This window comes from Methylobacterium sp. HMF5984 (assembly GCF_045033435.1).
Lineage (GTDB): Bacteria > Pseudomonadota > Alphaproteobacteria > Rhizobiales > Beijerinckiaceae > Methylobacterium.
This window is the reverse complement of the sequence record NZ_JBJFLN010000001.1, coordinates 3,331,502-3,344,071: the sequence shown is the minus strand read 5'-3', so window position 1 is coordinate 3,344,071 and position 12,570 is coordinate 3,331,502. Positions and strand designations below refer to the sequence as shown.

Annotated in this window: 12 protein-coding genes; 4 read left to right on the top strand and 8 right to left on the bottom strand. The window is 69.6% G+C overall.

The window, feature by feature from the left end; translation table 11 throughout:
- Positions 1 to 122 precede the first annotated feature (122 nt).
- From ACFZ8E_RS16215 to ACFZ8E_RS16195, 5 genes are all read right to left on the bottom strand, one after another.
- Positions 123 to 986 (bottom strand): hypothetical protein, encoded by an 864-nt coding sequence (locus ACFZ8E_RS16215; RefSeq protein ID WP_405043252.1) that lies wholly within the window; start codon positions 984 to 986, stop codon positions 123 to 125.
- A complete protein-coding gene (locus ACFZ8E_RS16210; protein WP_405043251.1) occupies positions 983 to 1,870 on the bottom strand; it encodes a hypothetical protein in 888 nt (295 codons plus the stop codon). Before ACFZ8E_RS16210 ends, ACFZ8E_RS16215 begins: the two co-directional genes overlap by 4 nt.
- A 469-nt stretch (positions 1,871 to 2,339) precedes the next feature.
- Positions 2,340 to 2,492, bottom strand: a complete 153-nt coding sequence (locus ACFZ8E_RS16205; RefSeq protein WP_243931665.1) for a hypothetical protein — start codon at positions 2,490 to 2,492, stop codon at positions 2,340 to 2,342.
- Positions 2,493 to 2,589: 97 nt separating this feature from the next.
- Entirely contained in the window at positions 2,590 to 4,395 is a 1,806-nt protein-coding gene (locus tag ACFZ8E_RS16200; RefSeq protein ID WP_405043250.1) for a methanol/ethanol family PQQ-dependent dehydrogenase, read from the bottom strand.
- A 93-nt stretch (positions 4,396 to 4,488) separates the two neighbouring features.
- On the bottom strand, positions 4,489 to 5,523 hold the full coding sequence (locus ACFZ8E_RS16195; protein ID WP_147729787.1) for an aspartate-semialdehyde dehydrogenase: 1,035 nt from the start codon (positions 5,521 to 5,523) through the stop codon (positions 4,489 to 4,491).
- A 298-nt stretch (positions 5,524 to 5,821) separates the two neighbouring features.
- Here ACFZ8E_RS16195 and ACFZ8E_RS16190 point away from each other — a divergent pair, with 298 nt between their 5' ends.
- Complete coding sequence (locus tag ACFZ8E_RS16190) at positions 5,822 to 6,661, top strand: hypothetical protein (protein WP_405043249.1); 840 nt, start codon at positions 5,822 to 5,824, stop codon at positions 6,659 to 6,661.
- Between the two features lie 185 nt (positions 6,662 to 6,846).
- Positions 6,847 to 7,251, top strand: coding sequence for a hypothetical protein (locus ACFZ8E_RS16185; RefSeq protein ID WP_147729876.1), 405 nt, complete (start codon positions 6,847 to 6,849; stop codon positions 7,249 to 7,251).
- A gap of 74 nt (positions 7,252 to 7,325) precedes the next feature.
- On the opposite strand, the gene leuB is transcribed toward ACFZ8E_RS16185, so the two are convergent.
- On the bottom strand, positions 7,326 to 8,435 hold the full coding sequence (gene leuB, locus ACFZ8E_RS16180) for a 3-isopropylmalate dehydrogenase (RefSeq protein WP_405043248.1): 1,110 nt from the start codon (positions 8,433 to 8,435) through the stop codon (positions 7,326 to 7,328).
- A gap of 268 nt (positions 8,436 to 8,703) precedes the next feature.
- Positions 8,704 to 9,666 (bottom strand): polyprenyl synthetase family protein, encoded by a 963-nt coding sequence (locus tag ACFZ8E_RS16175; protein WP_147728945.1) that lies wholly within the window; start codon positions 9,664 to 9,666, stop codon positions 8,704 to 8,706.
- A 198-nt stretch (positions 9,667 to 9,864) separates the two neighbouring features.
- Between ACFZ8E_RS16175 and mtgA the strand changes: the two genes are divergently transcribed.
- Both mtgA and ACFZ8E_RS16165 read left to right on the top strand, forming a co-directional pair.
- Complete coding sequence (gene mtgA, locus ACFZ8E_RS16170; protein WP_405044393.1) at positions 9,865 to 10,473, top strand: monofunctional biosynthetic peptidoglycan transglycosylase; 609 nt, start codon at positions 9,865 to 9,867, stop codon at positions 10,471 to 10,473.
- A 73-nt stretch (positions 10,474 to 10,546) separates the two neighbouring features.
- Complete coding sequence (locus ACFZ8E_RS16165; protein WP_243946702.1) at positions 10,547 to 11,089, top strand: hypothetical protein; 543 nt, start codon at positions 10,547 to 10,549, stop codon at positions 11,087 to 11,089.
- Between the two features lie 53 nt (positions 11,090 to 11,142).
- Here the strand turns inward: ACFZ8E_RS16165 and ACFZ8E_RS16160 are convergent, their stop codons facing one another.
- Positions 11,143 to 12,381: an argininosuccinate synthase gene (locus ACFZ8E_RS16160; protein WP_147729302.1), complete on the bottom strand. Its 1,239-nt coding sequence runs from the start codon at positions 12,379 to 12,381 to the stop codon at positions 11,143 to 11,145.
- Positions 12,382 to 12,570: the final 189 nt, after the last annotated feature.

Below are 12,570 nucleotides of genomic sequence, written 5' to 3'. Positions count from 1 at the left end.
AGAATTCAAGCGTTTTCCGGCTGCGCGTCGCCTCGACCCGAAGCAGCCGGACGACCCGGGAACCGCTCGAGGAGCGATCCTGGACCGTGGAAGGGCCTCTGTGAGGTCGGATCGACGGTCGCTCAGGCCAGCCCCTCCTCGATGGGAAACGGCGTCGGCTCCCACCAGCGCTCGGCCTGGTGGAAGCGCGCCGCCTCGGCCTCCCAGCGGTGAAGGATCGCCGCGATGGCCGCGCGGTCGCCGGTGCGGAGCGGTTCGACGATCTCGAGGATGCGGCGGCGGCGGCGCCGGTAGTCGGTGCAGCGGCCGGCCTTCTCCCAGGCCTCGATGGCGCGCTGCGTGCGCGCGCCGCGCTTGGGATAGTCGAGGATCTCCGGCGGCTCGTAATCGCCGTAGGTGTCGCTCTCGTACCACCGCCAGATCTGGCCCAGGAACTCGCGCGCCTCGTCCAGCGCGCCCTCCGCGAGCGCGATCGCCATGCGCTGCTCGTCGTGAACGTTACCGCGAGGGATGATATGGCTGCGGTAGAAGTCCAAATAGGCATGGTGGTCGAGGGCCATCGGGCGCAGCAGCGGCAGGACCTGCTCCTCGACCGCGCGCGTGAAGATGCGGCCGATTTCGGGATCTGCCCACGCGAAGTCCCCGACCGTGGCCGCCCAGGCGGCAAGCTGGAGAAATTCCGGCCTGCGCTCGTAATCGGGCTGGAGGAAGTAGTCCCAGGTGAAGGGGGCAGGTAGAGGCTCGCGTCGGAACCCCTCGGAAAAACTGCCGACATTCCAATCCCAGTTCGCGCCACTCCAGTACAAGGGCGCGATACTGAACCTGGGCCAAAATACATCGGCAGACCTGCCGCGATAGATGTAGATCTGCGCGATGCAATGGCGGATCGGGCGGATCCAGATCGCATACGGTTTCACTTGGACCCAATCCGGATTGTGCTTCAGCACGTCCCGGAAAAGCCGAGCCAACTGCTTCTTGGTCGTCATCGCGACTCCCGCATCTGTATGACGATGATCCGCTGCGTTTTGGGGAACAGCATCTTGGCCCTGGTCGCGTAACGCACCGAATCGGACCAACCGAGGCCGCGAAGCCCCGTCTTGTAGTCGTAGACGCAGGCGACGGTCGGCTGTGGGCTATGAAACTGGTCGAGGCGGCTCGTGCCGGACTGACCATACAAGCCTTCGTCTCCAGTCTTGAGGATCGACAGCTCCGATTTGAAATCGGCGATGTTCTGGGCTTTTGCCCAACGATCCATCAGCACGTGGATCGCGGTGCCAATGGCTTGCGGCGTTCGATACGCGCCACTTTGTCGAACCGCCATGGCGACTGCGTCGAGCTGGGTCTGGATCTCACCGGTCTTCGGGCAGGCGGCGTCGAGGGATGCCTGGTCGAGCGGACCAACCCAGATCGCCGGCATGTGCTTGAAGTCCTCGGCGCCACGGAACTCGTGCGCCGTGGTGCCGAGGACGGTGCCGTAGCGACCCCGCTGCGCCGAAAGCGTCGCGAAGAGCGTGCCGGCGAGTTCGAGCGTCCGTAGGACCCGAACGGCCGCCAGGGCAAGCGGAACCGCCTGCAGGAAGGCGGGCTGCACCGTCGCGTCCGGCTCGGCGCCGTTCGCCGTGAAGGTGCTGCGCCCCAGGATCTCGCCGGAGACGCCGTCGCGGATCGTCTGCGTCGCGCCGAGGGTCTCGAAGACCCGGCTCTCGCCGTCCGGCGCGGTGACCGCGTGCTGCTCGTCGAAGTCGCGCCGGCCGGCGCAGATGCGGATCGAGAGGATGCGGGTGCCGTCGTCGAGACGGGTCTCCTCGCGGGTCTGGGTGGGCTCGGCTGCGGGCATCTGTGCCCATTGCGGCTTGATCAGCCGCAGCACGTCCGGATCGACGGCGTTCCCATCCCCACCGCCGCCGGCAATCCATTGCCCACCGTTAGGCTGACCGAAAGGAGCGCGCGGCTGGTCGGACCAATCCTTTCGCCGGAGTGCCTGCTCCAGGCGGAGCAGCTTCGTGTCGAGGGAGAGCCCGGCCAGAAGCCCCTTCAGTTGCCGGACCTCTTCACCGATCCTCGGTTGTCTGGCCGTGGCATCGATCCGAATCGCCTTCGATGAGGATCATTTACCGGAACAAAGCGGGAATGTACAGTTTATTTTCCTATTCTGAATTCGCTTATGGACTAAGCTCCGGGGCCGGATCGGCGTCGGGGGAGGGAGACACGAAAACCGGCACGGAGCCGACGCGGGTCCGGCTTTCGGGCGGCCAACCCTTGCGTCTCGACCCGGGCCGCGCGCCGGCGCCCGGTGCACCTATCGGGCAGCGCCTGGACGGAACGCTGTGAGATCTGCCTCAGCGCGAGGCCGCCGCGTAGGACACGACCGGCGGAGTCAGCTGCGCGGTCCGTTCGGTCCGCGCCACGGCGACGATCCACACGGTCAGCACGATCGCGACGAGAAGGTCGCGCAGGCGCAGGCGTCGCGGCGTGGCAGGCGAATCCGGCATCGAATCGATCGGCTCCTCGAACGGGAGCGACATCGTGCGACGCGCATGTTTCTGCTTGATGTGGGAAATTCACCCACAGATTGGTATCGCAGCCTCGTCACCGCACGGGCAAGGCGAAGACGGTGAGCTGGCCGCCGAGCGCGGTATAATCCGACAGTGCCGCGTACCCGCCGACCGCGCCGGCGCCGTCCGCCGGGTCGGTGAGGCCGGCGGCCAGGCCGATCCCGGCCCAGCCGCCGACGCCTGAGAGCACCGCCACGTACTGACGGCCGCCGTGCCGGTAGGTCATCACGTTGCCGACGATGCCCGACGGGGTCTTGAACTTGTACAGCTCCTCGCCCGTCGTCGCGTCGACGGCCTTCAGGTAGCCCTCGAGCGTGCCGTAGAAGACCACGCCGCCGGCGGTGGCGAGGGCGCCTGACCAGATCGAGAACGGCTCGGGCAGGGACCATGCGATCCGCCCCGCGACGCCGTCCCAGGCGACGAACGCGCCGGTGCGGGACTCGCCCGGCGGCGGCTGCAGCCCGACGGTGGCGCCGACATAGGGCACGCCCGTCGTGTAGGTGACGTGGAACGGCTCGTAGCTCATGCAGATGTGGTTGGTGGGCACGTAGAACAGCCCCGTGCCGGGCGAGAACGCCGCCGGCTGCTGGTTCTTCGCCCCGATCGCGCCGGGGCAGATGCCGGTGGTGGTCTCGTCCTCGCCGGTCCGCTCGGGCGAGTAGCGTTCGGCGACGATCGGCCGGCCGTAGCCGGGGGACGCCCGGTCCATGTCGACCTTGGAGGCCCAGTTGACGACCGGGTCGAACTTCTCGGCGACGAGGAGCTCGCCGGTGGCGCGGTTGAGGGTGTAGCCGAAGCCGTTGCGGTCGAAGTGGGTCAGCAGCGGGGTCTCCTTGCCGCCGACCTTCTGATCCGTGAGGATCATCTCGTTGATGCCGTCGTAGTCCCACTCGTCGTGGGGGGTCATCTGGTAGACCCACTTGGCCACGCCCGTGTCGGGGTTACGCGCCCAGATGGTCATCGACCAGCGGTTGTCGCCCGGACGCTGCTTGGGGTTCCAGGTCGAGGGGTTGCCCGAGCCGTAGTACATCAGGTCGAGCTTGGGGTCGTAGGAGAACCAGCCCCAGGTGCAGCCGCCGCCGGTCTTCCACTGGTCGCCTTCCCAGGTCTTGGTCGACGAGTCCTTGCCCACCGGCTTGCCGAGGTAGGTGGTCTTCTCCGGGTCGACCAGCATCTGGTCGTCCGGGCCGATCGAGTAGCCGCGCCAGACCTTCTTGCCGGTCTTGGCGTCGTAGGCGGTCACGTGGCACTGCACGCCGAACTCGCCGCCCGAGATGCCGACGATGATCTTGTCCTTCACCGGCAGGACCGTGGCGGTGTTGGTCTCGCCCTTCTTGGGGTCGCCGTTCACCACCGACCAGTTCACCTTGCCGGTCTTGGCGTCGAGCGACACCACCGTGGTGTCGGCCTGGTGCAGGATGATCGCGTTGTCCGAGTAGGCCAGGCCGCGGTTGACCGTGTCGCAGCACATCACCGGGATCACCGACGGGTCCTGCTTGGGCTCGTACTTCCACACGATCTTGGCCTCGTGGTCGAGGTCGAGCGCGTAGACGATGTTCGGGAACGGCGTGTGGACGTACATCATGTTGCCGACGACGAGCGGCGAGCCCTCGTGGCCGCGCAGAACGCCCGTCGAGAAGGTCCAGGCCACCTGGAGGTTCTTGACGTTGCCCGCGTTGATCTGGTCGAGCTTCGAATAGCGCGTGTTGGCGTAGTCGACCGTCTGCAGCACCTGCTCGGCCGGGTTCGCCAGATGCTTCATCAGATCGTCGTTCGCGATCGCCGGGCTGGTCGATGCGAGAGCGACGAGGAGCAGGTGCGGTCCAAGATCGAGATTCATCGCTCGGCAGCCTGATCTGCAAAATGAAAAGGCGCCGCCCGACCAGCGGGACGGCGCCTCGATCAATCATGGATCCCGATCGTCGGACGACGTTCAGGCCGCCTTCCTGTCCCGCCCGATCAGCTTGCGGTTGATCAGGAGCTCGGCGATCTGGACCGTGTTCAGGGCGGCGCCCTTGCGCAGGTTGTCCGAGACGCACCAGAAGTTCAGGCCGTTCTCCACCGTCGCGTCCTCGCGGATGCGGGAGATGTAGGTCGCGTCCTCGCCCGCCGCCTCGTGCGGGGTCATGTAGCCGCCGTTCTCGCGCTTATCGATCACCAGGATGCCGGGCGCCGAGCGCAGGATCGCGGTCGCCTCCTCGGCGGAAATCGGGCGCTCGAACTCGACGTTGACGGCCTCCGCGTGGCCGATGAACACCGGCACGCGCACGGCGGTGGCCGTGAGCTTGATCTTGGGGTCGAGCATCTTCTTGGTCTCGGCGACCAGCTTCCACTCTTCCTTGGTGTAGCCGTCCTCCATGAACACGTCGATGTGCGGGATGACGTTGAAGGCGATGCGCTTGGTGAACTTCTCCTGCTTCACCTCGCCGGCCGTGAACACGGCGCGGGTCTGGTTGAACAGCTCGTCCATCGCGTCCTTGCCGGCGCCGGAGACCGACTGGTAGGTCGAGATCACCACGCGCTTGATCGTCGCCGCCTCGTGCAGCGGCTTCAGGGCGACCACGAGCTGCGCCGTCGAGCAGTTCGGGTTGGCGATGATGTTGCGCTTGGAGAAGCCGACCACCGCGTCGGCGTTCACCTCGGGCACGATCAGCGGCACGTCCGACTCGTAGCGGAACGCCGACGAGTTATCAATCACCACGCAGCCCTGCGCGCCGATGCGGGGCGACCACTCCTTGGAGGTCTCGCCGCCGGCCGACATCAGGCAGATGTCGGTGTCGGAGAAGTCGTAGGTGTCGAGGGCTTTGACCTTGAGGATCTTGTCGCCGAAGGAGACTTCCTGGCCCTGGCTGCGGCGCGAAGCCAGAGCCACGACCTCGTCGGCGGGGAAGGCCCGCTCGGCGAGGATGTCCAGCATCTCGCGGCCCACGTTCCCCGTGGCGCCGACGATGGCGACCTTGTAACCCATCTCGATCAGACTCCGCTTGCCGCGCGCGATCCCGGCATCCGCCGCCCGCGTCGGGCCATGACCCGCCGGCCCCGCGACGTCGCAAGGTGGGACCTGCGGAAGGCGGGAGCAAGGCGCCGGGGTCGCTCGCCTGTCAAGGGAGGCGGCGTCATGCCTCCCACGCTTCGTCATGCATCCCCGCGGCAAGGTTCGATTCACCGCGTGCCGAGAAAGCCGGCCTCGGGCGGCGGATCGAAACCACCGGGGAGGGGATCCGGGCGGAGGATGCAGGTGCTTTCCCGAGGCGCGACCGCATCCGATGGCCACAGACGAGACGTTCCCCGGCCTCGCGCCCGCGGCGGCCGCGCCGCGGCGGTGGCGGCTCGTCGCCTTCGCCGGCCGCGCGGTCGGCGCCGTGCTGACGATCGGCGCGCTGAGCGTGCTGTCCCGCGAGACGGTCCGGACGCGTCCGCCCGAGCCGGCGCCGGCCCCCGTCACGACCACCGATCTCGGGATCGCCTTCGTGCCGGCCATGACGCTCGCGCTACGGCCCGCCGTCCCGGCCGAGACGGCCGGGCGCCTGCGCCTCGACCTGGCGGGCGAGGCCGCCCGGATCGAACCGCGGCACGGCCCACAGGAGCAGACGCTGGGCCGCGGCGACTTCGCGGCGATCGAGGAGACGCATCTGCGCCTCACCCTGACGCGGGACGCCCCCGAGCCGCAGCCCGGCCTGTTCGTGACCCTGGCCCAGCGGGCGGCGGAGGGCCCGAACCTCTCGGTGATCCGGACCGGCCAGCGCGGGCGGATCGCCACGAAATTCGGTGCGGTCGAGACGCTGGAGGCGACGCTGTCGGGCGCGGGGCGCCGGATCTGCACCGGCTTCGTCACCCTGGAGGCCCAGCCGGCGCGGATCGACGGCTGGCTCTGTGCGCCCCTCGGGCAGCCGCCCGAGCCGCGCACGCTCGCCTGCACCCTCGACGCGCTCACCCTCGACGCGCGCGCCGACCCGGCCACGAGCGCGGTCTTCGCCGACGCGGAGGGCCGCCGCGACGCTAACTGCGACCCGATCCGGGCGCTGTCGTCCGGGGAGCCGGAAGGCCGCACCGGCTCGATCGTGCCGCGCCGCACGCCGCCCGCGCGGAAACCGCAGCATCCTTGAGCGAGCCCTTCGTGTGATCGGGGCGGCGAGCCCCTTTGCGCGATTGGGGCGACAATGCGGCAAAACACGCAAGCTGAGCCGTTTTTCCGGAACCGCGGCCGCGCTCGGGCGTCTACCCCGCAACAGGCACCGGATTCTTAATCTCTCGGCGCCATACCCGACCCCGCATTCAAACAAGGTGCGTCATGCGCTCGATCAAGATCGCCCTGCTGGGCGCCCTCGCCGTCACCGGCCTCGGCTTCACCGCGCCGGTCCAGGCCCAGGACGGTTACGCCCCGGGCTACCGCGTCAGCCGTCCGCTGCCGATCCGCATCCGCCCGCGCAGCTGGCTGGATGCCGGCAACGTCGTCGAGCCGGGCAACGGCTCGGTGAGCAACCCGGCCACCAACCCGGTCCTGATCGCGCAGTCGAACCAGCTCAACCCGGTCTACGGCCGCAACGACGGCTACGGCGGCGGCATCCTGCCCGACCCGATCACCAACGGCCCGTTCATCGGCGCCCGGTCGAGCGCGATCCGCAACGTCGACTTCTCGGCGATCGACGCGATCGATCCGACCTCCTACGTCGCGCGCTACGGCAACCCGTACTAAGCCGACACGGACCTCGTCGATCGGGGCGCGCAGCACGGGCTGCGCGCCCTTTTTCATGCGTGGCGTCCCGCCGCTCAGGCCGCGCGGACGCGCAGCTCGGACGCGATCAGCTCGGCCATCGCGCGGGTGCCGAGCACCGGGGCGCCGTCGCTCGCGATGTCGGCCGTGCGCGCGCCGCCGGCCAGCGCCGCGGTGATTGCGCCGTCGACGAGGTCGGCCGCCTCGCCGAGGCCGAACGAGTAGCGCAGACACATGGCGAGCGAGCCGATCATCGCGATCGGGTTGGCCTTGTCCTGGCCGGCAATGTCGGGCGCCGAGCCGTGCACCGGCTCATAGAGCGCCTTCCGGGTCCCGCGCGCGTCGACCGCGCCGAGGGAGGCCGAGGGCAGCATCCCGAGCGAGCCGGTGAGCATGGCGGCGACGTCGGAGAGCACGTCGCCGAACAGGTTGTCCGTCACCAGCACGTCGAACTGCTTCGGGCGCCGCACCAGCTGCATCGCGCAGTTGTCGGCGAGCACGTGCTCCAACGCGATTCCCGCGTAGTGGCGGGCGTGCACCTCGGTGACGACCTCCTTCCACAGCACGCCGGACTTCATCACGTTGTGCTTCTCGGCGGAGGCGACCCGGCCGGAGCGCTTGCCCGCGAGATCGAAGGCGACGTGCGCGATCCGCTCGATCTCGGCGGTGGTGTAGACCTGCGTGTCCACGGCCCGCTTCGAGCCGGCGGGCAGGGTGGTGATCTCCTTCGGCTCGCCGAAGTACACGCCGCCGGTGAGCTCGCGCACGATCATGATGTCGAGGCCCTCGACCAGCTCGCGCTTGAGCGCCGAGGCGTCGGCCAGCGCCGGGTAGCAGATCGCCGGGCGCAGGTTCGCGAACAGGCCGAGGTCCTTGCGCAGCCGCAGCAGGCCGGCCTCGGGGCGGATCTCGTAGGCCACGCCGTTCCACTTCGGCCCGCCGACGGCCCCGAGCAGGATCGCGTCCGCCGCGTCGGCCTTGGCCAGCGTCGCATCCGAGAGCGGCTTGCCGTGGGCGTCGATGGCCGAGCCGCCGACGAGGTCGGTCTCGGTCTCGAAGGTGGCGAGCCCGGTCTCGGCCAGCGCCGTCAGCACCGTCTCGACGCCGGCCATCACCTCGGGGCCGATCCCGTCGCCGGGCAGGAGCAGGAGCTTGTAGGTGGTCATGGAGTTCGCCTCTTATCGATGGGTCATTGAGAGCCGTAACGACTCACTTCGACCGGCCTTACCGATCTTCGACTGTCCCACCCCACTTCCGCATCCTGAGGCGATGGAGCGAAGCGGAGGCCTCGAAGGAACGCTCCAGAGATCGCGAGGGTGCTGGAGAACTCCTTCGAGGCCCGCTCACGCGGGCACCTCAGGATGAGGGCGTGGGTGGGACGATCCGATCGAACCGGCACGAAACGCGCGCCCTGATTCGACCGCTTTGGAAACGTCACACCTTCCGCGCCACCGTGAACCGGGCCGCCTCGCACAGGGTCCGCGCCCGGTCGCCCCAGCGGGCCACCGCCTCCTCGCAGACGCCGACCAGCCGGTCGCACTCGGCCCGGGCGCCGTCGAGGCCGAGGCGGTCGACGAGGGTCGCCTTGCCGGCGTCCTTGTCCTTGCCGGTGGCCTTGCCCATCGCCTCCGGCGAGGCCTCGCGGTCGAGGATGTCGTCGGCGATCTGGAAGGCCTGGCCCAGTGCGAGGCCGTAGCGCAGCAGCGCGGCGCGCTCGTCCCGGGTGGCGCCGCCGACCATCGCGCCGGCCTCGACCGAGAAGGCGAGGATGGCGCCGGTCTTCATCGCCTGCATCCGCAGCGTGTCGTCCACGTCGAGGGAGACCGGGCCGAAGCGGCCTTCCGCCGTCAGGTCGAGCAGCTGGCCGCCGACCATGCCGCCCAAGCCCGAGGCGCGGGCGAGGCCGAGCACGAGGTCGGCACGGATCGACGGGTCGGGCTGCCAGGTCGGGTCGGCCACGATCTCGAAGGCCAGGGTCTGCAGCGCGTCGCCGACGAGGATCGCGGTGGCCTCGTCGTAGGCCTTGTGCACGGTCGGCTTGCCGCGGCGCATGTCGTCGTCGTCCATCGCCGGCATGTCGTCGTGGACGAGCGAGTAGCAGTGCACCAGCTCGACGCCGGCGCCGGCCGCGAGCGCGCCGGCCTCGGAGCCGCCGAGCATGCGCGCGGTCTCGACCGCGAGAAACGGGCGCAGGCGCTTGCCGCCGCCGAGCACCGCATGGCGCATCGCCTCCATCAGGCGGGGCGGGCGCGCGATCTCGCCGGGGCCGACCTCGGGGCCGAGGCGCTCGACGAGGAAAGTCTCCACCGTGTCGGCCACGCGGGCGAGCTTGTGGGAAAACCCGTCGCCGGCGGCTTGCGACTTGACCGGAGCGGGGTGAGCCTGCGTTGAGGTCATCGGGAACGGGCCTTGGCGGGAGTGGGACGCGACACGGTGCGGGCGGACGATAGCAAAGCGGCGCCGGGTCGCGACGCGCAGAGTACCGAGGCGCGGGACCTGAGGTCGCTGGGGCGCCCGCAGCTGCCGCCACCGTCGCGGCGGGTCCGGAAGCTCGTCGGGCGCATCCTGCTCGTCCCGGCGGTCGGGATCGTCCTCATGCTCGCGCTGGCGCTGCTCTATAGCGCGGTGACGCCGCCCTCAACCCTGATGCTCGGGCGATGGTTGACGCTGCAGCCGGTGGCTCGCGAGGCGGTGCCGCTGTCGGCGATCGCGCCGGCGCTGGTCCAGGCGGTCGTCGCCTCCGAGGACCAGCGCTTCTGCCTCGACAACGGGGTCGACGTCGGGGCCCTGCGCGACGTGGTCGACGACGAGGACGGCCCGAGCCGCGGCGCCTCGACGATCGCGATGCAGACGGTGAAGAACGTCTTCCTCTGGCCCGGCCGGTCCTACCTCCGCAAGGCGCTGGAGATCCCGCTCGCGTTTCTCCTCGACGCGCTCTGGGGCAAGCGGCGGATGATGGAGATCTACCTCAACGTCGCCGAGTGGGGCGACGGCGTCTACGGCGCGCAGGCCGCCGCCCGGCACTGGTTCGGCAAGAACGCCCGCGACCTCACCCGCGGCGAGGCGGCCCTGCTCGCCGCGACCCTGCCGAACCCGATCCGGCGCAGCGCCGGGCGGCCCTCGCGCGGGGTGCGGGCGCAGGCCGAGCGCATCCAGGGCCGGATGGGGCAGGTCGAGGGCCTGATGGGCTGCCTGAGGGGATGAGTTTTTTCAGATCCCCGGTTCGCAGACCGGCCCGATGCGGTTAGGGAGCGTGATCCGAACGAGAACGAGCGCCATGGCCGAGACCGGCACCACAGAGATCACCCTGGAGCGGATCGCCCTGATCCGCCGCCTCGTCGTCGGCTGGAACGCCGACGGGGCGGGCGCGCCGATGATCCACCCGGACGCGCCCTACGGCTCGACCGCGCGGGACGACGACATCGCCAACGTCACCGGCGACGACGAGGGGGCCGACGCGGAGCACCGGGCGGTTGGCGCGGCGTTCGCCGCCTTCGTCCGCCACGCGGTGCTCAAGCCCGGGCGCTACCAGTACCACAACCCCCTGGCCAAGCTCGATCCGGGCCGGGCCGGCGACGTGTTCCGCGACGCGGAGGGCGCCACGCCGGAGCACATCACCTTCGACGTCACCGCCGAGCACCTCGCGCTGATCCCGCACCTCGCCGTGCGCTGGAGCGATGCGCTGGACGTGCCCTGCGTCGACGCGGAGGCGCCCTACGGCGCGACGCCGGTGCCGGATTCCGCCCTGCACCACGAGATCCAGCCGGCGCTGCAGATCTTCCTGCGCTACGCCGACATCGCGCCGGGCGACTACGCCTAGGCCGCGGTCGCCCGGCGGCTTCCCTCCCCCTTCGCGGGGGAGGGTGCAGGCCCTCAGGCGTCCCGCTTCTTGCGCTGCGCCAGGGTCCGCAGCCGCAGCGCGTTGAGCTTGATGAAGCCCGCCGCGTCGCGGTGGTCGTAGGCGACGGCGCCTTCCTCGAAGGTGACGAGGTCCTGGTCGTAGAGCGAGTGCGGGCTCGTCCGGCCGATGACGTGGACGCCGCCCTTGTAGAGCTTCAGCCGGACCTCGCCGGTGACCTTCTCCTGGCTCTTGTCGATCAGCGCCTGCAGCATCTCGCGCTCGGGCGAGAACCAGAAGCCGTTGTAGATCAGCTCCGCGTATTGCGGCATGATCTGGTCCTTCAGGTGCGCCGCGCCCCGGTCCAGCGTGATCGACTCGATCGCGCGGTGGGCCGGCAGCAGGATGGTGCCGCCGGGCGTCTCGTACATGCCGCGGCTCTTCATGCCGACGAAGCGGTTCTCGACGAGGTCGAGCCGGCCGATGCCGTTGTCGTGGCCGAGCTGGTTGAGCCTGGCCAGGAGCGAGGCCGGGGACAGCGCCTCGCCGTCGATGGAGACCGCGTCGCCCTTCTCGAAGCCGACGGTGATGATCGTCGGCGTGTCGGGCGCCTCCTCGGGCGAGAGCGTGCGCGAGAAGACGTAGTCCGGCACCTCGTCGGCCGGGTCCTCCAGCACCTTGCCCTCGGAGGAGGCGTGCAGGAGGTTGGCGTCCACCGAGAACGGGCTCTCGCCGCGCTTGTCCTTGGCGATCGGGATCTGATGCGCTTCCGCGAAGGCGATCAACTGCTCGCGGCTCTTCAGGTCCCATTCGCGCCAGGGAGCGATGACCGTCACGTCGGGCTTCAGGGCGTAGTAGCCGAGCTCGAACCGGACCTGGTCGTTGCCCTTGCCGGTGGCGCCGTGGCAGACCGCGTCGGCGCCGAGGCGCTCGGCGATCTCGATCTGCTTCTTGGCGATCAGCGGCCGGGCGATCGAGGTGCCGAGCAGGTAGACGCCCTCGTAGACCGCGTTGGCGCGGAACATCGGGAACACGTAGTCCCGCACGAATTCCTCGCGCAGGTCCTCGATGAAGATGTTCTCCGGCTTGATCCCGAGCAGCTCCGCCTTGCGGCGGGCCGGCTCCAGCTCCTCGCCCTGCCCGAGATCGGCGGTGAAGGTGATCACCTCGCAGCCGTAGGTCGTCTGCAGCCATTTCAGGATGATCGAGGTGTCGAGGCCGCCGGAATAAGCCAGCACCACCTTGTTCACGGGCTTCTTGTCGGGCTCGGACATACGGACCTTCGGGTGTTCGCGGCGATGGGCAGGGGCGAGGGACTTGGGGCGAGGGCCTCGGGCGACGGACCGAAGGCGAGGGGCCAAGGGCGGCGGGCCGGGGGTTGCGGCGGCTTATCGCGCCGTCCCGAAGCCTGCAACCGGAACGGCCTGCAACCGGCATGCCGGGACGGACGTTCGATCAGGCGT